Origin of the sequence: Streptomyces sp. XM83C, assembly GCF_023072675.1 — a bacterium.
Classification (GTDB): domain Bacteria; phylum Actinomycetota; class Actinomycetes; order Streptomycetales; family Streptomycetaceae; genus Streptomyces; species Streptomyces thermocoprophilus.
In genome coordinates this window covers 1-19,752 of sequence record NZ_JALLGL010000103.1, presented here as the reverse complement: position 1 = coordinate 19,752, position 19,752 = coordinate 1, and the positions used below count along the sequence as shown (strand labels likewise).

Sequence of the window (19,752 nt, the reverse complement as noted above, 5' to 3'; positions counted from 1 at the left end):
GGTGAGCGGGGGCGGGGCGTCACGCGCCGTGGAGGTGAGCGGGGGCCGGGCGTCACGCGGCGTACGTGTGCGTCTCCGTGGCCTTCACCGACGCCCACACCGTGACGCCCGGGGCGAGGCCCAGCTCGGCGGCGGCGACCGTGGTGAGGTCGGCGGCCAGCGGCAGCTCGCCGGTGAGGTCGGCGCGGATCTGGTCGCCGTGGATCTCGAGACCGGCCACCTCGCACCGCCAGACGTTGCGGGCGCTGGAGCCGGTGGGCCGCTCCCGGTGCAGGGTGACGGCGCTGGGCGGGAACGCGACGAACACCCGCCCGGACAGGGACTCGGAGGCGGTGACGACCGGCCCGGCGTCGACGTGCACGCGGTGCCCGTCCGCCCGCCCCTGATACAGGTTGAGGCCGACGAGCCGGGCGATGTAGTCGGTGCGCGGATGCCGGGCGATGTCGGCGGGCGTGCCCTCCTGCACGATCCGGCCGCCCTCGATCACCACCAGCCGGTCGGCGAGGACCATGGCGTCCAGCGGATCATGGGTGACGAGGACGGCGACCGCCTCGAAGCCGGCCAGCTGGTGCCGGAGCTGGGCGCGGACGTCCAGGCGGGTACGGGCGTCCAGCGCGGCCAGCGGCTCGTCCAGCAGCAGCAGCCGGGGCCGTACGGCGAGAGCGCGGGCGAGGGCGACACGCTGGGCCTGCCCGCCGGAGAGCCGGCGCGGCCTGGCGGAGGCGTGCGCGGCGAGACCCATCCGGTCCAGCAGCTCGGCGGCGCGCTCGCGGGCCTCGGCCTTGCCGGCGCCCTGGCAGCGCGGCCCGAACGCCACGTTGTCCAGCGCGGACAGATGAGGGAACAGCAGATAGTCCTGGAAGACGACCCCGACGGGCCGCTTCTCCGGCGGGGCGTGCTCGAGCCGGGCGCCGTCGAGCCGCAGATGCCCGCCGCTGAGCGGGACCAGCCCGGCGAGGGCACGCAGCGCGGTGGTCTTCCCGGCGCCGTTCGGCCCGAGCAGCGCGACGACCTCGCCGGGCGCGGCGGTCAGCGCGATGTCCAGCCGGAAGCCGCCGCGCTCCACGACGAGCCGGGCGTCGAGTCCTTCGTCCGGGGCGGTCATGAGGCGGTCATCCAGCGGTCGCGGAGGGCGGCGAGGACGGCGACGGACACGGCGAGCAGGACGAGGCTGAGCGCGACGGCCGCCTCGGGGTCGTTCTGGAGGGCGAGATACACGGCGAGCGGCATGGTCTGGGTACGGCCGGGGAAGTTGCCGGCGAAGGTGATGGTGGCGCCGAACTCGCCGAGGGCCCGCGCCCAGGCGAGGACCGCGCCGGCCGCGACGCCGGGCGCGATCAGCGGCAGGGTGACCCGGCGGAACGCGGTGAACCGGGAAGCCCCCAGCGTCTGCGCGGCCTCCTCGTAGCGGGGGTCGGCGGCGCGCAGGGTGCCCTCGACGCTGATGACGAGGAACGGCATCGCCACGAACGCCTCGGCGAGGACGACCCCGGTGGTGGTGAACGGCAGGGTGATCCCGAACCAGGCGTCGAGCCACTGCCCGATGACGCCGTTGCGGCCGAACGCCATGAGCAGGGCGACACCGCCGACGACCGGCGGCAGCACCAGCGGCAGCGTCACCAGGGCGCGCACGAGCCGCCGCCCGGGGAACTCGGCCCGCGCCAGCAGCCACGCCAGCGGCACGCCGACGACGAGGCTGACGGCGGTGGCGGCACTCGCGCAGATCAGGGACAGCCGCAGCGCCTGCCACACCTCGGTGCTGGTCAGCAGTTCCGGCATGCTGCTCCAGGGCGCGCGCAGCAGCAGCGCGAGCAGGGGCAGCAGCAGAAAGGCCAGGCCGACGAGGGCGGGCACCAGCAGCGCCCCCGGCACACCGGTACGGCGCCGTCCGCCGTCGCCCTCCCGCTCCGTACGGCCGTGGCGGAACCACGGCCCTGTGCGGGGGCCGGTCGCGGCACCGGACTTGCGGAGGGCGGTCACGGCTGGAGGAAACCGGCCTCGGTCAGTACCTTCTGCCCCTCGGCGGACCGCACGAGGTCGATGAACGCCCGGGCGGCGCCGGTGTTCCCGGCGTTCTTCAGCACGGTGATCGGATAGTCGTTGACGGCCTGGGCCGATTCCGGAAAGTCCACGCCCTCCACCTTGTCACCCGCGGCCTTCACATCGGTCCTGTACACGAGGGCGGCGTCGGCCTCCTTCAGCGCGACCTTGTTCAGCGCCGACTTCACGTCCTGCTCGTACGAGACCGGGGTGACCTTGACGCCGCCGGCGTCGAGCGCCTTCTGCGCGGCGGCGCCGCACGGCACGGTCCTGTCGCACAGCACGACCTTCAGGTCGCTCCTGGTGAGGTCCTTCAGCGAGGCCAGCTCGTCGGGGTTGCCGGGCAGGGTGGCGATCTCCAGCCGGTTCCGTACGAACGTGACGGGCGTGCCGGCGGCGCCGCCCTGGTCGGTGACGAGCTTCATCGTCCTGGGGCTGGCGGCGGCGAACACGTCGGCGGGCGCGCCGCCGTTGATGCTCGCGGCGAGGCTGTCGCTGCCCCCGAAGCTGAAGGTGACCTCGGTACCGGGGTACTTCTGCTCGAACTTCTTCCCCAGCTCGGTGAAGCTCTCCTTCAACGAGGCCGCGGCGAACACGGTGACGTCCCCGGACACCTTCCCCGCCCCCGCCCCGGACGCGGACGAGCCCGCCGAGTCGGCCGCGCCGGAGGAGGAAGAACAAGCGCTCACCGTGAGCACTCCGAGGGCGACGGCCCCCACGCCCGCCACCCGCAGCAGACGTCGGCCACGGCACACAGAACGGATCACCACGAGCCCCACTCCCTCGCCCTCCCGCACGACTTCATCCGGCCCCGTACGGACGCTTCCACGGTCTCCCGACCATGCCGTCGGCCGACCGCGACCACCTTCGATGATGGCGCAGATGCGAGCAACAAGTCACTTGTGGCTTCGTATGAGCGAACTATCGCCGGAGAAATCCTGGCATGTGCGTTCACACTGCTGTCCGACCCCCGTGGTCGGGCGAGGGATGGGTCCGTGGACGTCCGGTACAGGGCACGGACGGCGACCATGGCGCTCAAGCGGTTACGCGGCCTGATCGCCGACTGCCCCGAACTGCTGGCCGGCGTCGCCCCGCTGATCGCGGCGGCGGGTGAACTGTCATGAACGACAACGGCACGGTCGCATACAACTCCGCCGACGGCGCCACCGTCGGTGTCCAGGCCGGCGTCGTACGCGACTCGACGTTCCAGATCGTCGGCTGGCCAGGGCGCGTCTTTCCGGTCTTGCCGCATCCAGCAGCGGTGCGTTCCGACCGACCCGCGCCGGGTCCGGTGCGCACATGCCGAGGGCGGGGTCAGAAGACCCCGCCCGTCATGCTGAAGGTGTCACGGCCACACCAGGCAGTAAGGCTGGTGCCCCGCCTCGTGGAGGCGCTTGGAGAAGTCCTGCCATTCGTGGAGGAGCTGGTAGACGTCGAAGGCGTCGCGGGGGCCGCCGCGGTCCGGGACCGTCGACCAGATGAAGGCCGCCGCGCCGACCGCTTCCTCGCCTATGTCCCGCAGGGGGTCGACGACGGTCATGGGGAGCTTCACCACCGCGTAGTCGGGGTGCAGGACGACGAGTTCCAGCGGGGGCACCTTGTGCAGGGGCACGCCTTCGATGCCGGTGAGGACCATGGCGGCCATCGTCTCCGGCTTGATCTTGGTGAACATGCCGCCCATGCCCAGTTCGTCGCCGCCGAGTTCCTCGGGGCGCATCGAGATCGGGACGCGGGCCGCGGTCGCGCCGTCGGGCGCGCCGAAGTACTTGTACGTCACCCCCACCCGACCACCGTTTCTGTTCACGGCCCGGAGTCCGTCGGTCCGGCTCAGCCGGTCGACTCGCTCGGGCTCACTCGCCGCACCCTGTGCCTGACGTGCTTCGTTCGCCTCCGCTTCGCGTCGGTGCCTTCCCCGCCGGGCACGTCGAGGACCCAGGTCATCGGTCCCCTCGCCCAGTCCGCCACCGCGATGCATATCTCCACCCGACTGCTTTTCTAGGACGCGTGGCCCCCGCCGCGCAACCCGATCATCGTGTCAGTGACCTCCCCCACGGCCGCCCGCCGAAACGTGCGGTTGAAACATCTGTCCGTGCGAGCGGGAAGGGCGTGACACGTCCCTCCGCCTGTCCATACGTATGCGGCGTTCAGTTTCTCAGACGAGAGCGGAAGAGACTTCGGTTCGGCGGGGGTGCGGCCGTGGTTTCCGCGCCTCCGCCTACCCTGGGAGGGTTGACCGGTGCCGCCTCGCGGCGGGGCCGGGCCGTCGGAGCCAGCCGGAGAAGGTCGGAGAACCCGCACGTCATGAGCGAACTGCCCTACCCCTACGACGCGCCCGCCTCGCAGGCGCTGTTCGACCGTGCGTCCGCAGTCACCCCGGGCGGTGTGAACTCGCCGGTGCGCGCCTTCCGCGCGGTCGGCGGCACGCCCCGGTTCATGGTGTCCGGCCGGGGCGCCTGGCTGACCGACGCCGACGGGCGGGACTACGTCGACCTGGTCTGCTCGTGGGGGCCGATGATCCTCGGCCACTCCCACCCCGAGGTGATCGCGGCCGTGCAGGAGGCCGTGGCGCGCGGTACGTCGTTCGGTACGCCCGGTGAGGGTGAGGTGGCGCTCGCCGAGGAGATCGTGGCCCGTGTGGAGCCGGTCGAGCAGGTGCGGCTCGTCTCCAGCGGCACCGAGGCGACGATGTCCGCCATCCGGCTGGCCCGTGGCTTCACCCGGCGTTCCAAGGTCATCAAGTTCGCGGGCTGCTACCACGGTCACGTCGACTCGCTCCTGGCGGCGGCGGGCAGCGGTGTCGCCACGTTCGCGCTGCCGGACACCCCGGGTGTGACGGGCGCGCAGGCCGGCGACACGATCGTGCTGCCGTACAACGATCTGGAGGCCGTGCAGGAGGCCTTCCACCGGCACCCCGGCGAGATCGCCTGTGTGATCACGGAGGCGTCGCCCGGCAACATGGGTGTGGTGCCGCCGCTGCCCGGTTTCAACGAGGGCCTGCGCGACACCTGCCACAAGAACGGCGCCCTGTACATCTCCGACGAGGTCATGACCGGCTTCCGCACGAGCCGCGCCGGCTGGTACGGCGTGGACGGGGTGAAGCCCGACCTGATGACGTTCGGCAAGGTCATGGGCGGTGGCTTCCCGGCCGCCGCGTTCGGCGGGCGCGCCGATGTGATGGCGCACCTCGCGCCGGCCGGGCCCGTGTACCAGGCGGGCACGCTGTCCGGGAACCCGGTCGCGACCGCGGCGGGCCTCGCCCAGCTGCGGCTGCTCGACGACGCGGCGTACGACACCGTGAACGAGGTGTCCCGGCAGATCCGGTCGCTGGTGACGGAGGCGCTCACCAAGGAGGGTGTCGCGCACCGGGTGCAGACCGCCTCCAACATGTTCTCGGTGTTCTTCACCGACCGGCAGGTGCGGGACTACGAGGACGCCAAGGCGCAGGAGTCGTTCCGCTACACCGCGTTCTTCCACTCGATGCTGGCGAACGGCGTCTATCTGCCGCCGTCGTCGTTCGAGTCCTGGTTCGTGTCCACGGCCCACGACGAGCGGGCCCTTCAGAAGATCGCCGACGCCCTTCCGGCGGCGGCCCGAGCAGCCGCGGAGGCCACCGCGTGACCAGCAGCAAGGACATCACCGTCGTCCACCTCATGCGGCACGGCGAGGTCGCCAACCCGGACGGCGTCCTGTACGGGCGGCTGCCCGGCTATCACCTGTCCGAACTGGGGCGGAAGATGGCCGAGCGGGTCGCCGACCATCTCGCGTCCCGTGACATCACGTATGTCTGCGCGTCACCGCTGGAGCGGGCGCAGGAGACGGCGACGCCGATCGCGAAGGCGCACGGGCTGGACCTCGCAACGGACGAGCGGCTGATCGAGGCGGAGAACGTCTTCCAGGGCAAGACGTTCGGTGTGGGCGACGGCGCGCTGCGCAAGCCCGCCAACTGGAAGCACCTGGTGAACCCGTTCCGGCCGTCATGGGGCGAGCCGTACGTGGACCAGGTGGTGCGGATGATGGGCGCGCTGCACTCCGCGAAGGACGCGGCGCGCGGGCACGAGGCGGTCCTCGTCAGCCATCAGCTGCCGATCTGGATCGTGCGTTCGTACGTCGAGCGGCGCCGGCTGTGGCACGACCCGCGCAAGCGGCAGTGCACGCTCGCCTCGCTGACCACGTTCACCTTCCAGGGCAACAAGATCGTCTCCGTCGGCTACACCGAGCCGGCCCGCGACCTGGTCCCCGCGCATCTGCTCGCCGGCGCCAAGCCGGTGAAGGGGAAGAGCAAGGCCTTCGGCGCGTGACGCGGCGGCGCGCTCGGGTGCCGTGCCCGAGCGCGCCGCAACCGGAAGCCCCGCTGCGGCGTCGTACACAAGCGTCGTGACCGATCGCGCACTGTGCGTTTTCGCTCTGTTTGTTATGCGTTCGGTTCGTTTATGTGGAACCTCCCCGTTCGTCGTGCCCTCTGAATGGGTGACCACCCACGGACGCGACGAATCGGGGATCACATGCGCACCTTCTCCCGCAGGGGAATGCTCGGTGTCGGCGCGGGCGCCACGGCCGCCGTCGCACTCGCCGGATGCAGCGGCGGCTCCGGCGGCTCCTCGCCGTCGGACGGTTCGTCCCGCTCCGGCGGTTCCGGTGACGGTGCCAAACCCTCCGGCAGCCCCACCGTGGCCGCGCGCCCGATAGGGGACGGGTCGACGTCCTTCACCGGCAAGCAGCCCCATCAGCCCGACGCCCCGCAGCCGCTGGAGCCCGGTCAGGAGCCGCCGCAGTTCGTGGTGTTCTCCTGGGACGGCGCCGGCGAGGTCGGCAACGGTCTCTTCCCGCGCTTCCTGGACCTCGCCAAGGAGCACGGCGCGAGCATGACCTTCTTCCTCTCCGGGCTGTATCTGCTGCCCGAGTCGAAGAAGCGGCTGTACGACCCGCCGAACAACCCGCGCGGCGCCTCCGACATCGGCTATCTCACCGACGACCACATCAAGGAGACGCTGAAGAACCTGCGCCGGGCCTGGCTGGAGGGCCATGAGATCGGCACGCACTTCAACGGGCACTTCTGCGGCGAGAGCCACGGCTCGGTCAAGCACTGGACGCCCAAGCAGTGGCGCAGCGAGATCGACCAGGCCAAGTCGTTCGTGAAGCAGTGGCGCACCAACACCGGCTGGACCGAGCTGGAGCCGCTGCCGTTCGACTACGACAAGGAGCTGGTCGGCGGTCGCACGCCCTGTCTGCTCGGTCAGGACAACCTGCTGCCCACCGCCCGCGCCCTCGGCTGGCGCTACGACGCCTCCTCGCCGGGCGGCCGGCAGGTCTGGCCGGTGAAGAAGCAGGGCATATGGGATCTGCCGTTGCAGCAGATACCGTTCCCCGGGCGGAGCTTCGAGGTCCTGTCGATGGACTACAACATGCTCGCCAACCAGTCCCTGAACTCCACCAAGGCTCCGGCGCACAACTACCCGGGCTGGCGGAAGCAGTCGGCGCAGGCGTACATCCAGGGATTCAAGCGGGCGTATGAGACAAACAGGGCGCCTCTGTTCATAGGTAACCATTTCGAAACCTGGAACGGCGGAATCTACATGGACGCCGTCGAAGAGGCGATCAAGCACATCGCCCGCGAGAAGGAGAAGGGTGCCGACGTACGCATGGTCTCCTTCCGTCAGTTCGTCGACTGGATCGACGTACAGAAGCCGGAGGTGCTGGCCAAGCTGCGCACCCTGGAGGTCGGGCAGAAACCGGCCGGCGGCTGGCAGGCCTTCACCGGGGGCACGGGAGCCAAGAACCCCGCCTGAAATGCGGTTCTTCCCCCGCAAGGGGGGCGCGCAAGATCCCCGGAACGGACATGCGAAACTTTTCACATGAGTGCCGCCAGCCGCGCCCCCCAGCGCTCGTACAGCACCCGCACCACCCGTAGCCGCGCCGTCCGGATCGCCGTGACCGCCGCGGCTGCCGCGCTGTCCCTCACCGCGTGCACCTCGGGCGGCACGTCCGGCGGGGGCGGCAACACCAACTTCATCACCGGCTCCGACGGCATCGCGACCGTCGCCAAGGGCGACCGGGCCCAGGCCCCCGACCTGTCCGGTGAGACCGTCGACGGTGCGAAGCTCGACGTCGCCGACTACAAGGGCAAGGTCGTCGTCCTCAACATCTGGGGCTCGTGGTGCCCGCCCTGCCGCGCCGAGGCCAAGGGCTTCGAGAAGGTCTACCAGGACCTCAAGGGCAAGGGCGTGCAGTTCGTCGGCATCAACACCCGCGACGCCAGCACCGGCCTCGCGAAGGCCTTCGAGGAGGAGCAGGGCGTCACCTACCCGAGCCTGTTCGACCCGGACGGCCGGCTGATGCTCCGCTTCAAGAAGGGCACCCTCAACCCGCAGGCCATCCCCTCCACCCTGGTCATAGACCGCGACGGGAAGATCGCGGCGCGCACCCTCCAGGCACTCAGCGAGGAGAAGCTGCGCAAGATGATCGAACCGGTCCTGGCGGAGAAGTGACGTGACCGCGGTGACCACGCTGGCCGAGGCGGCCGGCCCCAACACGACGGTGCTCAACGGCGCCCTGCTGCTGGCGCTGCCCATCGCGCTGCTCGGCGGCCTCGTCTCGTTCTTCTCCCCGTGCGTGCTGCCGCTCGTCCCCGGCTATCTGTCGTACGTGACCGGCGTCACCGGCACCGATCTGGCGGAGGCCCGCCGCGGCCGGATGGTCGCCGGCGCCTCCCTGTTCGTGCTCGGCTTCACCGCCGTGTTCGTCTCCAGCGGCGCCCTGTTCGGCTACTTCGGCGACACCCTCCAGGCGCACAAGGGCGTCCTGTCGAAGGTGCTCGGCGTCTTCATGATCCTCATGGGTGCCTTCTTCATGGGCCTGATGCCCTGGATGACCCAGCGTGAGTTCCGCCTGCACAAGCGGCCCGCGACCGGCCTCGTCGGCGCACCCGTGCTGGGCGCCCTGTTCGGCATCGGCTGGACGCCGTGCATCGGCCCCACCCTGTCGAGCGTGCTGATCCTCTCCCAGGACCAGGGCAGCGCCGGACGCGGAGCACTGCTGACGGTCGCCTACTGCCTGGGCCTCGGTGTGCCCTTCGTGCTCGCCGCGGTCGCCTTCCGCAAGGCGCTCGGCGCGTTCGGCTGGGTCAAGCGCCACTATGTGTGGGTCATGCGCATCGGCGGCACGATGATGATCGCGACCGGTCTGCTGCTGCTGACCGGCGCGTGGGACAGCATCGTCCAGCACATGCAGTCCTGGTCCAACGGCTTCACTGTGGGGATCTGATCGATGAGCAAGACCACCGCCTCCGACACGGGCCAGGTCCCCGCCGAGGACCAGGACCTCGGTGCCGCGGGCTCCCGGCTCTCCACCGCCCCCCAGGAGGAGCAGCCCCATCTGCCCGCCCTCGGCGTGGTCGGCTGGGTGCGCTGGTTCTGGCGGCAGCTGACCTCCATGCGGGTCGCGCTGCTGCTGCTCCTGCTGCTGTCGCTGGCCGCGATCCCCGGCTCGGTGATCCCGCAGACCGGCATCGACGCGCTGAAGGTGGCCGACTTCCGTCAGCGGCACACCACCCTCGCGCCGATCTACGACAAGCTCGGCCTGTTCCACGTCTACAGCTCGGTGTGGTTCTCCGCGATCTACATCCTGCTGTTCGTCTCCCTCATCGGCTGTATCGTCCCGCGCACCTGGCAGTTCGTCGGCCAGCTGCGGGGCCGCCCGCCGGCCGCGCCGAGGCGGCTGACCCGGCTGCCCGCGTACACGACGTGGCGCAGCGAGGCCGACCCGGAGCAGGTCCGTGAGGCCGCGCTCGCCCTGCTGAAGAAGCGCCGCTTCCGCGCGCATGTCGCCGGGGACGCCGTCGCCGCGGAGAAGGGCTATCTGCGGGAGGCCGGCAACCTCGTCTTCCACATCGCGCTGATCGTGATGCTGGTGGCGTTCGCCTGGGGCCAACTGTACAAGTCCGAGGGCAACAAGCTGATCGTGCAGGGCGGCGGCTTCTCCAACACGCTCACCCAGTACGACGACTTCAAGTCCGGCAACCTCTTCAGCCAGGACGACCTGGACCCGTTCAGCTTCCGCCTGAACAAGTTCACCGGCACCTACGAGCTGACCGGCCCCAACCGCGGCACCCCCCGCACCTACGAGGCGGACGTCACCTACAGCGTCGGCGCCTACGGCAAGGAGCAGCGGACCACCATCAAGGTGAACGAGCCGCTGGAGATCGGCGACTCCAAGGTCTACCTGGTCAGCCACGGCTACGCGCCCGTCATCACCGTCCGCGACGCCCGCGGCAAGATCGTGATGAACAAGGAGGCCGTGCCGCTGCTCCCGCTGGACGGCAACGTCACCTCCTCCGGCGCCATCAAGGTGATGGACGGCTACCGCAACGCCAAGGGCGAGAAGGAGCAGCTCGGCTTCCAGGCGTTCTTCCTGCCGACGTACGGCGGCAAGGGCTCGACGATGCTGTCGGCGTTCCCGGCGCTGCTCAACCCGATGCTGGCGCTCAACGCCTACCACGGCGACCTCGGCGTGGACTCGGGCGTGCCGCAGAGCGTGTACCAGCTGAACAAGAAGAAGCTGACGGAGTTCAAGGACTCCAAGGGCGAGCTGTTCAAGCAGCAGCTGAAGATCGGCGAGACGATGACGCTGCCGGGCGGGGCCGGCTCGGTCACCTTCGAGGGCGTCAAGGAGTGGGCCGGCTTCCAGGTGACCCGCCAGCCGGGCAGCGGCTGGGCGCTCGTCGGTGCCGTCGCCGCGATCCTCGGTCTCGCCGCGTCCCTGTTCATCCAGCGGCGCCGCGTGTGGGTGCGCGCGGTCACCGGCGACGACGGGGTGACCGTCGTGGAGATGGCCGGCCTCGGCCGCAGCGAGTCCGCGAAGGTGCCCGAGGAACTCGGTGACCTCGCCGCCCTCCTCTACGACCGGGCCCCGGGCGCCCCCGACGCCGGTGACGACGGTCCCGGTGCCGACACCCCTGACGCCGCCGCCTCGGGCGACGCCCCCGGTGACGACGACCCCTCCTCCCGAGCCTCCGTACCTGCCGAAGGGGCTGAGCAGAAGTGACCCTAGCCGCGACCCAGCTGGCCGCCGCGACCAACGAGAACCTCGCGAGCATCAGCAACACGCTGATCTACTCCGCGATGGCCGTCTACACCCTGGCCTTCTTCGCCTACATCGCCGAGTGGATCTTCGGCAGCCGCAGCAAGGTCGGCCGTACCGCCGCCGCGCTCACCGCGCCGGACACGGCGAAGGCGGACGCGCCCGCCGTCACCGTGAACAAGGCCGGCGGCGGCACCGCCGTACTGGAACGCCCGAAGGTCGTGGTGCGCTCCTCCGCCGGCTCCCGTGACGTGCCGGACGGGCCGGGCGCGCACGGCGGCGACGAGCAGGGCGACCTGTTCGGCCGGGTCGCCGTCTCCCTCACCGTCCTCGCGTTCGTCGTGGAAGCGGCCGGTGTGGTCGCCCGCGCGGCGTCCGTGCAGCGGGCGCCGTGGGGCAACATGTACGAGTTCAACATCACCTTCTCCACGGTGGCCGTCGGCGTCTGGCTGGGCCTGCTCGCGCTCAGGAAGAACGTCCGCTGGCTCGGCCTGATCCTCATCACCACGGTCCTGCTGGACCTCGGCCTCGCGGTGACCGTCCTGTACACGGCGAGCGACCAGCTCGTCCCGGCGCTGCACTCGTACTGGCTGTACATCCACGTCTCCACGGCGATCTTCTGCGGCGCCGCCTTCTACGTCGGCGCGGCCGGCGCGCTCGCCTACCTGTTCAAGGACTCGTACGAGGCGAAGCTCGCGCGCGGCGGCAAGCCCGGCATCCTCGCCACGTCCGTTCTGGAGCGGCTGCCGTCGTCGGCGTCTCTGGACAAGTTCTCGTACCGGATCAACGCGGCCGTCTTCCCGCTGTGGACGTTCACCATCATCGCGGGCGCCATCTGGGCCGGTGACGCGTGGGGCCGCTACTGGGGCTGGGACCCGAAGGAGACCTGGTCGTTCATCACCTGGGTCGCCTACGCCGGCTATCTGCACGCCCGCGCCACGGCCGGATGGAAGGGCCGCAAGGCCGCCTACCTCGCGCTGATCGCGTTCGCATGCTGGCTGTTCAACTACTACGGCGTGAACTTCCTCTTCAGCGGCAAGCACTCCTACGCGGGCGTGTAACCCCCGCCGGCAGGGCGAAAGCCCAGGTCAGCGGGGACACGGGTGCGGATCGTACGCGTCGGGGTCAGGCTGGTGTCATGACCGGAGCCATCGAGCAGGGCACCAGCCAGACCCACGGGAACACGCACATCCTGCACTTCGTGGTGCGCCTCCCGGAGCCCATGGAGACGGTCTGGCCCGCACTGTCCGCCCCCGAGGGGCTGGCGGCCTGGTTCACCGAGGTCGACGTCCTGGAGCCGCGCCTCGGCGGCATCGTCGCCCTGCGCGGCCTGGGCGCAGGCGAGGTCACCGCCTGGGACGTGGACCGGGTCGCGGAGTACACGGTGGAGGGCGGTGGCCGCATCCGCTTCCACCTGGAGCGCGCCCCCGACGGCGGCTGCCTGCTGCGCTTCACCCATGAGTTCCAGGGCGAGGGCGGCGAGACGGAGGCGTCCTGGCGGACCCGCTTCGAGCACCTGATCGAGCAGCTGGGGCGGGGCGGGTAGCGCGAGACCGGAAAGCGGCGGGGCACAGGCCGGGCGGCTAGCTCCCCGGCGTCAGGCACTCCGCCGACGGCGGCCGGCCCTCCGGCCAGGCCAGCTTCACGAACCGCGAGCCGCCCTCCGGGGCCAGCTCCACGATCGGCACCGCCTTGTTGTACGGGTTGCCGTGCACGTTCAGGCAGATCCAGCCGCTCGCCCCGTCCACCCGCAGCTCCTTGCCCTTGACCTGCGGCCACTGCAACCCCACGTCCGAGAGCGGCGGCACCGCCTTGCCCTCCGGGGTGGCCTCGCGGATGCCGTGCACGGTCAGCCGCATCGCGTCGTAGCCGATGATCAGCTGCCCGTCGTCGAGGCCGACCTTCCCGATCGGCCCGACCGGTTCCCGCTTCGCCCGCTCCAGCAGCGCGTTCAGCTCCCGCATGGCCTGCGGGGAGCCGCCCGTCGCCGGCGGGTTCCCCGTCGTCCACGCCGCCGGGTGGGCGAGGGAGGTGTAGCGCACGGACAGGTTGTGCCGCAGCGCACCCTTGTCCAGTTTCGTGTCGCCGCTCAGATACGACCCCTCGTCCCCGGTGAGCAGCGTGAACCGGCGGTCCTGGCAGCCCCGCGCGCCGAGCGCGTTGATGAACTGCCGCAGCTGGGTGTGCCGGCCCGCGAACAGGATCGTGTCGGTCTCCGGTGCCGTGTTGCACACCAGGTGGCTGATCTGCCGGAACGTGTTCGCGGTCGTGCCCTCCTGGCTGCGGTCGGCGGGCGGCGTGAACGGCTGCGGCTCGTACGGGGAGCCCGACAGCAGCGACGCGAACGACTGCTGCAAGGTGCGTGTGTACGGGTCGCCGGGCCGGTCGTACACCAGCAGTGCCTTGCCCGCGGTCACCTTCGCGAACGACGCCAGCGCCCGCGCCTCGTCGGTGTTGGTGGGGGAGACCCGGGCCAGCCCCGGGAAGCGGTCCTCGCCGAGCGGCCCGTTGGCCAGGTCGTCCGCGGTGATCGACGAGCCGACGACGGGGATGCCCCGCCGGGTCAGCTCGGCCACCGCCTTCTTGTTGTACTCGGTGCTCATGCCGACCCCGGCGACCGCCCGCAGCCGGTCCTGGGATGTCGTCATCGCCTCCAGCCGGTCGACGAGCATCTCCCAGTGGTCGCCGGTGGCGCCCGGGTTGGCGAGCACCAGCCGGATCGCGGGCGCCTGCCCGTTCGCGGCGTGGTTGGCCTGCCACTGCGCCAGGTAGGCGCCCTGTAGTTCGTGGAGGACGTCGCTGACCGTGGACGGCGTGGACGCCGTGTACGGCAGCATCAGCGCGACGGTGACGTAGCCGTCCTTCTCCAGCCGGCCGTTCTCCCGGTCGATGGCCCGCGCCACCTCCCGGAACTCCGGCCGGCCGAAGTCGTACCCCGAGACCGACACGCCGACGCAGTCCTCACTGCCCTCCGGCCGTACGACGCCGGGCGCGCACGCCCGGTCGTCGTGCGTGAGGGTGCGCACCGCGAAGAACAACCCGGTCACCAGGGCGGCGACGACCACCACCGCGACGTACCGGTACAGGCGGATCTCCCAGATCTCCCGCAGCCACCGCATCACATTCCCCCGTCCCCGTGATCGCCCGCGTCGTCGTCGCTGTCGGCGGGCGTGCGCAGCGGCCGTCCGGCGAGCGCCTCGCGCGGCCAGTCCTGGGCGGCCTGCCACAGCAGCGCCCCGCCCTCCTCGTGCAGGTCGCACAGTTGCAGCAGCTCGAACCGCAGCCGGTCGCACACCCGTGGATCGGGCAGCACCAGCGGATCGGACAGCTGCCACACCGCGTGCAGCAGCCTGCGCACCCGCTGGTGCAGCACCGCGTCCACCTCGTCGGGCGCCGGCTGCCGGGCGCCCGCCCGGTCCAGGGCGACCGCCGCCCGTCGGTCGCCCGGCCCGGCGGAGTCGTGGCCCTCCTCGTCGTGCGCGGGGAAGTACGGCGCCGACGCGAGGAAGCACAGCGTGTCCAGCCATGTCCGCGTGTCCAGCACCGGGAACGTGTCCCGCAGATGGGCGACCGCGCCCGCCGTGTCGCCGAGGGCCAGCTCGTGATGGAGCCGGCGCCGGGCCCGCTCCGGATCGCCGTCGTCGGGGGCATCGTCGGCGGTGTAGTGCGCGATGAGCGTCTCGTGCACCTCACGCCACTTCCCGTGCCCGTCCTGCCCGTGATGCAGCCGGAGCAGCAGCAGCGTCCGTACGAACGGGTCGCCCACGAAGTGCCCCGGCGCCGACGGCAGCCCCTCCGCCGCCAGCCGCGCCTGAAGGGTGCGTACGCCGGCGGCACCGAAGTCGTCCGGGAGCTGCGCGGACGCCAGCGCCGCCGCCGACTCCAGATCGTGCGCGGCGGCCAGCACCGTCAGCTCCTCCAGCCGGTCCGCCGGTACGAGGTCCGCGAGCAGCGCGCCGTACAGCGGGCCGTCCTCCTCCCGCCCGTCCGCGTCCACGGCGGGCGCGGTGAGCAGACCGCCCAGCGACACCGCCGCCTCGGGATGCCGCCGCACCGCCCACGCCAGGCGGGTCACGCCCAGCGGATTCCCGCCGGTCAGCCGGTGCGCGGCGTGCGGGAACCGCACCTGCTCACCGGTCAGCGTGCTCATGCCTCCGACGAGGAGCAGGGTGTCCTGCGCGGACAGCGGTGTCAGCGGCACGACCAGCGCGCACGACGCCGGCGTCCGGCCCGGCCGCCAGTCGGCGCGCCGCGCCACGTCCGCCAGCGTCAGCCGGGGCGCGCCCCGCAGCACGGGATGCCCGTCCCCGCGCACCGCCGCGACGAACACCGCCTCCCCGGCGTCCCCGTCCGCCCGCTCCCGCAGTACGGCGCCCAGCAGCGCGGGACCCGGCCCGGTGTGCGCGTTGTCCAGCAGCACCAGCGGCCGGCCCAGCCGGCGCAGCCGCGACCCGAGCCCCGTGTACGCCTCCGCCAGGTCGGCCAGCAGTGCCCGCACCAGCCAGCGTTCCGCGTGCTCACGGGACGGGCCGCCCGCACGGAACTGGTCCGACAGCAGGATCAGCCCGCGCTGCGCGTTGCCGCCCGCGTTGGGGTAACTCCGGTACCAGTTGGACGACTTCTGCTGCCGATGCCCGGCGAACCCTTCCGTCACCGATTCCAGCGTCGCCTCGATCGCCGCCGCCACGAACGGTGCCTGCCCGCTGGCCGCCGCGACCACCTTCGACATGACCTTGCCCGCCCAGCGCCCGGCGAGCAGCGTCACGCCGGGCCGCCCCTCGTTCAGCAGCAGGATGCGCCCCAGTTCACGCCGGATGCGTTCCGCGTCCGCGTCCCGCCAGCCCGACGCGGCCACCGCGACGAGGCCCGCCATCAGACGCGGGAACACCACCCCGCCCGCGTGCCGCACCCGCTCCCCGAGCTGCTCGGCCAGCTCCAGCAGCCCCTGCGACACCGGCGACCAGGACTCCTCCGGCTGTTCGGCGCGGGGCCGCAGCAGCGCCGGGTGCTCGCAGTCCAGATACGCGAGCGGAGTGTGCCGCTGCTGCTGATCGCCCCGGCGCACCCCCTCGTACGCCTCGTGCACCGCCCTCAGCACGGCCGTCTTGCCGGTGCCCCGCCGCCCCGTCAGCACCAGCACCGGCAGCCGGTCCGCCGGCGCCAGCTCCCTGGGGTCCACCGCACGCAGCTCGTGCGGCCACAGACCGACCAGTCTCGGTACGAGCCCGGCGGGATCGGCGTCCAGCAGTGCCCCACGACCGTGCAACGCTCTGTCCACCGCGTCTCCCCCCGGAGCGGCCAACCCTGCCCAACTCCAGAGTAAGGAGGGGGAGTTGGTTCGGCATAGAGCGCGTGGTGTCCGTTGTGTTACGAATCCGGCGTCACCCGCTCCAGCACCGCGTAGTCCGCGAACGTACGCCGGTACCGCGCGTGCCGCGTCTCCTGTGTGTGCCGCCGCTGCCACTCCTCCACCGGCGCCGGGTCCGCGAACCTGCCCGACCCCGCGCCGCAGTCCGCCCCGTCCTCCGACACACAGCACGCCTCGTACTCCGGCTCCGCCGACGCGTCCTGCACGATCAGATACGGCACATACCGGAAGAGCCGCTGGAACCCGACCCGGTGGGCCCTCGCCTGATGCCGCCTCATCAGCACATTCGCGTCCGTCTCCGTCGTACCGTCCCCGCACTGCCGCGCCTCGTGCCGCAGCAGCGCCAGCGACGTGCACTCCTCGCAGCCCGCGTACGGCACCGGCGGCGGGATCTCCCTCACCGTCTGCTCCTCCATGGTCTCTCCGTGTCTGCTCGGTCACTCTGGGTGTAGTGAGCGTCGCGCACGGGAAGCGTCGCTATCAACGCGTCCCACGTGCCACTCGGGCCTTGTCACGGAGCGGAACGACGATGAACAGCGCACAGATCTTCGGGGAGTTGCTCCGCCACTTCCGCGAGTCCGCCTACCTGACCCAGGAGGCCCTGGCCAAGGCCATCCCGTGCGACCGGTCCCTGGTGGCACGGGTGGAGGCGGCGACGCGGGTGCCTCAGGAGCCGTTCGCGAAGAAGGCCGACGAAATCCTCGGCACCGGCGGGGTGTTGCACCGGCTGTGGGGGCGCATCGACTGGTATCCGCAGGTGGAGCATCCGGACTGGTTCAAGCGGCGGGCGGAGATGGATGCGCGGGCGGTGGCCTTGCGGGAGTATCAAGAGCGCCTGGTGCCAGGCTTGTTGCAGACGGAGGACTACGCGCGCGCCCTGTTCGGCCGCAAGCTCCAGAAGGTGGACGAGGTCGAGGAACGGGTACGGGCCCGGCTGAGTCGCCAGCAGCGCTTTCTCGCGGACGGGGGGCCGTTCTACTTCGCGGTGCTCGACGAGAGCTGCCTGCGGACCGTGGTGGGAGGTGCTTCTGTCATGCGGGACCAATGCGCGCACCTGCTCGCGGTCGGAGGGCGTTCCAACATCCGCATCCAGATCGCTCCGGCAGGACGTCCGGGGCTTGTCCGGCCGAACACCTCGATGTCGCTGATCGAGCTGCCCGACGGCCACCGCTGGGTGTACTCGGAGTCCCTGGACCGTGGCCACTTCAACGACGATCCGGCCGTCTACCAGCGTCATTTCCAGGCCTATGATGTGCTCAGGGCGGACGTGCCGTCAGCCCGTGAGTCCGCCGCAGTGATCCGCAACGCGATGGAGGCGTACGAGCACCATGAGCAGGAACGAACTCGGCGCGACCAAGTGGATCAGGAGCAGCTACAGCGGCGACAACGGCGGCAACTGCGTGGAAATCGCCCCCGCTATCCCCGCCGTCGTCCCCGTACGTGACAGCAAGAACCCTGACGGGCCGGCGCTCGTCGTGTCCCGGTCGGCCTGGGCGGCGTTCCTGGAGTCGCTGCGCTGAGAAGGGCGGCCCATTGTCACAACGGGGGTTCGGTGCAATGGGCCGCCCGCTCGCGGTGAAGGGAACCGGGAGGGTTCCCTCACGGGCGCGCGGAACCGGTCCGGGGGGCTTTGCCCGGCTCTGCGTCAGTGGGCAACCTATCGTGCGCTCCCTCTCCGTGTGACGCCCGTTTCCGCGTGCGTTCTGCCCGGTTGCATTTGTTTCGAAGTCCCGTCCGGAAGAGAGCCGTTGTCGGCACCTCACCTCCGGAAGTCGGGCGTGACCGGGCATTTTTCGTCGGCTATCGGGCGCCGCTCCCGCAGGAGTGCGGGGATATAAATCCCGGGGACAGACGCGATCGGCCCTTGTCTGTCCGTCAGGGATTCAGGAGGTGCCGGAGGGTTGATGGCAGCACTCATCACCGGGAGGGGGAGCGTGGACATGGTCTGCATGGACGATCCGGCACCCGGGCCGCGTGATGTCGTGGTCGCGGTGGCGGCCTGCGGCCTGTGCCCCACGGACCGGATGCTGCTGGGAGGCGACCTCGCCCCGGAACTGCCTCTTGTGCCCGGGCACGAGTTCGCCGGAGAGGTGGTGGCCGTCGGCCGTGATGTCACCGAGCCCACCGTGGGCGACCGGGTCGCTGTCGATCCCGTCCTGAACTGCGGCACATGCCGTTCCTGCCGACGCGGGGGACGTGGGCGGCGCTGTGAGCGCGTGGGCGTCATCGGTGTCACGGCGCCGGGAGGTGCGGCGGAGTTCGCCGTGGTGCCGGCGGCCAACTGCGTGCTGCTTCCCGAGCATGTGTCCGCCTACGACGCCACCCTGATCGAGCCGCTGTCCCGCGCGCTGCGCGCGTCCCGCGCGCTGCGCCGCCGCCCTCCCGGAAAGGGGGCGCCCGCTCACGGCGAAGGCGCGGTGGGGCTGATGGTGCGGGAACTGGCCAGAAATGCGAACTCCCTCGGTCTGACCGAACCGATGCAGCCCTCCGGCATTTCCGACGGGGATGCGTTCGTACGTGCCGTCGAGTTGTTCTCGCGCGGTGTGCTGGACCCGGACGATTTCATCGGCGACCGGCTTCCGCTGTCCTCCTGTGCGGAGGCTCTCAGGAATCTGCCGACGGGCGGTGCCGCAAGATCCAGGTGCAGCCCGCCATAACTCTGTGAACCCCTTGATTCTCCGATCCTCGCGGTGAGCGGCGGATCGGTCGACTCGTGGAGCCGGCGCCCGCTCGGAGCCTTCCGTACCGACGTGGAGGAACGCATCGCTGCCCTGCACCGCATCGGGACACCGGTCGATGTGGCGGGCGCCGTGCTGTATCTGGCGTCGTCCGCCGCCGCACTGGTGACGGGACACACCCTGCTCGTCGACGGCGGCTGGACGGCCCGCTAGGACCCCGCGCCCGGCCGGCCCCGGGGCCGGACCGGACATCGATCACGCCGAGCCGTTTTCGGGGCGTATCGCACCTTGAGGACACACCCGGAGAGGAGACGGTCCCATGCCGGGCACCGTGGCACAGGAACAACTGGACAGGCTCGACACCAGCGGCTACGCGCTCGAAGTCGAGGACACCTTCGACGGGCCGAGGCTGAACCGCCGGCTCTGGCTGCCCTACTACCTGCCGCACTGGAGCAGCCGCGAAGGGTTGTGTCCTTGGAAGTGGTGTACCGGTTCCCACCTGATCCGGGTGTTTGGCCTGGCGTCGGAGTGAGGGCCCGGATATGAGAACGGCCACCGGCTGATCTTCGAGTTGTCGAAGCTCGAAGGAGA

Annotated in this window: 21 protein-coding genes; 14 read left to right on the top strand and 7 right to left on the bottom strand. The window is 71.1% G+C overall.

Annotated elements, in window-relative coordinates; translation table 11 throughout:
- Positions 1-52: 52 nt before the first annotated feature.
- Genes MTQ10_RS14180 through modA form a run of 3 tightly spaced genes read right to left on the bottom strand, consistent with a single transcriptional unit; the run spans position 53 to position 2,807 of the window.
- On the bottom strand, positions 53-1,105 hold the full coding sequence (locus MTQ10_RS14180; RefSeq protein ID WP_247467143.1) for an ABC transporter ATP-binding protein: 1,053 nt from the start codon (positions 1,103-1,105) through the stop codon (positions 53-55).
- Positions 1,102-1,980: an ABC transporter permease gene (locus MTQ10_RS14175; protein ID WP_374117607.1), complete on the bottom strand. Its 879-nt coding sequence runs from the start codon at positions 1,978-1,980 to the stop codon at positions 1,102-1,104. The genes MTQ10_RS14180 and MTQ10_RS14175 overlap by 4 nt, the downstream gene beginning before the upstream one ends.
- Complete coding sequence (modA, locus tag MTQ10_RS14170) at positions 1,977-2,807, bottom strand: molybdate ABC transporter substrate-binding protein (RefSeq protein WP_374117608.1); 831 nt, start codon at positions 2,805-2,807, stop codon at positions 1,977-1,979. The genes MTQ10_RS14175 and modA overlap by 4 nt, the downstream gene beginning before the upstream one ends.
- Before the next feature lie 228 nt (positions 2,808-3,035).
- On the opposite strand from modA, the gene MTQ10_RS31290 reads away from it, so the two are divergent.
- Positions 3,036-3,164 carry a hypothetical protein gene (locus MTQ10_RS31290; protein WP_282612156.1) on the top strand — a complete coding sequence of 43 codons (129 nt, stop codon included), beginning with the start codon at positions 3,036-3,038 and terminating at the stop codon, positions 3,162-3,164.
- Between the two features lie 221 nt (positions 3,165-3,385).
- Here MTQ10_RS31290 and MTQ10_RS14165 read toward each other — a convergent pair whose 3' ends face one another.
- Positions 3,386-4,015, bottom strand: coding sequence for a hypothetical protein (locus tag MTQ10_RS14165; RefSeq protein WP_247467136.1), 630 nt, complete (start codon positions 4,013-4,015; stop codon positions 3,386-3,388).
- A gap of 326 nt (positions 4,016-4,341) precedes the next feature.
- Here MTQ10_RS14165 and hemL point away from each other — a divergent pair, with 326 nt between their 5' ends.
- The 8 genes from hemL (at position 4,342) to MTQ10_RS14125 (ending at position 12,661) form a co-directional block, all read left to right on the top strand.
- Positions 4,342-5,658: a glutamate-1-semialdehyde 2,1-aminomutase gene (gene hemL / locus MTQ10_RS14160; RefSeq protein ID WP_247467133.1), complete on the top strand. Its 1,317-nt coding sequence runs from the start codon at positions 4,342-4,344 to the stop codon at positions 5,656-5,658.
- 32 nt (positions 5,659-5,690) lie between these two features.
- The gene (locus MTQ10_RS14155) at positions 5,691-6,338 is read left to right on the top strand and encodes a histidine phosphatase family protein (protein WP_247467146.1); all 648 of its coding nucleotides are present in this window, start codon (positions 5,691-5,693) and stop codon (positions 6,336-6,338) included.
- A 204-nt stretch (positions 6,339-6,542) separates the two neighbouring features.
- Positions 6,543-7,826 carry a hypothetical protein gene (locus MTQ10_RS14150; RefSeq protein ID WP_247467130.1) on the top strand — a complete coding sequence of 428 codons (1,284 nt, stop codon included), beginning with the start codon at positions 6,543-6,545 and terminating at the stop codon, positions 7,824-7,826.
- A 66-nt stretch (positions 7,827-7,892) separates the two neighbouring features.
- On the top strand, positions 7,893-8,525 hold the full coding sequence (locus MTQ10_RS14145; protein WP_247467127.1) for a TlpA family protein disulfide reductase: 633 nt from the start codon (positions 7,893-7,895) through the stop codon (positions 8,523-8,525).
- Position 8,526: 1 nt separating this feature from the next.
- Positions 8,527-9,300 (top strand): cytochrome c biogenesis CcdA family protein, encoded by a 774-nt coding sequence (locus MTQ10_RS14140; RefSeq protein WP_247467124.1) that lies wholly within the window; start codon positions 8,527-8,529, stop codon positions 9,298-9,300.
- Positions 9,301-9,303: 3 nt separating this feature from the next.
- Positions 9,304-11,079 carry a cytochrome c biogenesis protein ResB gene (gene resB, locus MTQ10_RS14135; protein ID WP_247467119.1) on the top strand — a complete coding sequence of 592 codons (1,776 nt, stop codon included), beginning with the start codon at positions 9,304-9,306 and terminating at the stop codon, positions 11,077-11,079.
- Positions 11,076-12,176 carry a c-type cytochrome biogenesis protein CcsB gene (gene ccsB, locus MTQ10_RS14130; protein ID WP_247467116.1) on the top strand — a complete coding sequence of 367 codons (1,101 nt, stop codon included), beginning with the start codon at positions 11,076-11,078 and terminating at the stop codon, positions 12,174-12,176. Before resB ends, ccsB begins: the two co-directional genes overlap by 4 nt.
- A 77-nt stretch (positions 12,177-12,253) precedes the next feature.
- A complete protein-coding gene (locus MTQ10_RS14125) occupies positions 12,254-12,661 on the top strand; it encodes an SRPBCC domain-containing protein (RefSeq protein ID WP_247467113.1) in 408 nt (135 codons plus the stop codon).
- A 37-nt stretch (positions 12,662-12,698) separates the two neighbouring features.
- Here MTQ10_RS14125 and MTQ10_RS14120 read toward each other — a convergent pair whose 3' ends face one another.
- From MTQ10_RS14120 to MTQ10_RS14110, 3 genes are all read right to left on the bottom strand, one after another.
- On the bottom strand, positions 12,699-14,234 hold the full coding sequence (locus MTQ10_RS14120) for a hypothetical protein (RefSeq protein ID WP_247467110.1): 1,536 nt from the start codon (positions 14,232-14,234) through the stop codon (positions 12,699-12,701).
- Positions 14,234-16,393 (bottom strand): hypothetical protein, encoded by a 2,160-nt coding sequence (locus tag MTQ10_RS14115; RefSeq protein ID WP_247467107.1) that lies wholly within the window; start codon positions 16,391-16,393, stop codon positions 14,234-14,236. The genes MTQ10_RS14120 and MTQ10_RS14115 overlap by 1 nt, the downstream gene beginning before the upstream one ends.
- A gap of 89 nt (positions 16,394-16,482) precedes the next feature.
- A complete protein-coding gene (locus MTQ10_RS14110) occupies positions 16,483-16,899 on the bottom strand; it encodes a DUF7848 domain-containing protein (RefSeq protein WP_247467104.1) in 417 nt (138 codons plus the stop codon).
- A 113-nt stretch (positions 16,900-17,012) separates the two neighbouring features.
- Here MTQ10_RS14110 and MTQ10_RS14105 point away from each other — a divergent pair, with 113 nt between their 5' ends.
- From MTQ10_RS14105 to MTQ10_RS14085, 5 genes are all read left to right on the top strand, one after another.
- Positions 17,013-17,927, top strand: a complete 915-nt coding sequence (locus MTQ10_RS14105; protein WP_247467103.1) for a helix-turn-helix domain-containing protein — start codon at positions 17,013-17,015, stop codon at positions 17,925-17,927.
- Positions 17,884-18,003: a DUF397 domain-containing protein gene (locus tag MTQ10_RS14100; protein WP_247467086.1), complete on the top strand. Its 120-nt coding sequence runs from the start codon at positions 17,884-17,886 to the stop codon at positions 18,001-18,003. The genes MTQ10_RS14105 and MTQ10_RS14100 overlap by 44 nt, the downstream gene beginning before the upstream one ends.
- Positions 18,004-18,384: 381 nt before the next feature.
- On the top strand, positions 18,385-19,140 hold the full coding sequence (locus MTQ10_RS14095) for an alcohol dehydrogenase catalytic domain-containing protein (RefSeq protein ID WP_247467083.1): 756 nt from the start codon (positions 18,385-18,387) through the stop codon (positions 19,138-19,140).
- A 33-nt stretch (positions 19,141-19,173) separates the two neighbouring features.
- Entirely contained in the window at positions 19,174-19,374 is a 201-nt protein-coding gene (locus MTQ10_RS14090; protein ID WP_308404568.1) for an SDR family oxidoreductase, read from the top strand.
- Positions 19,375-19,480: 106 nt separating this feature from the next.
- Complete coding sequence (locus MTQ10_RS14085; RefSeq protein WP_247467080.1) at positions 19,481-19,693, top strand: hypothetical protein; 213 nt, start codon at positions 19,481-19,483, stop codon at positions 19,691-19,693.
- Positions 19,694-19,752 lie beyond the last annotated feature (59 nt).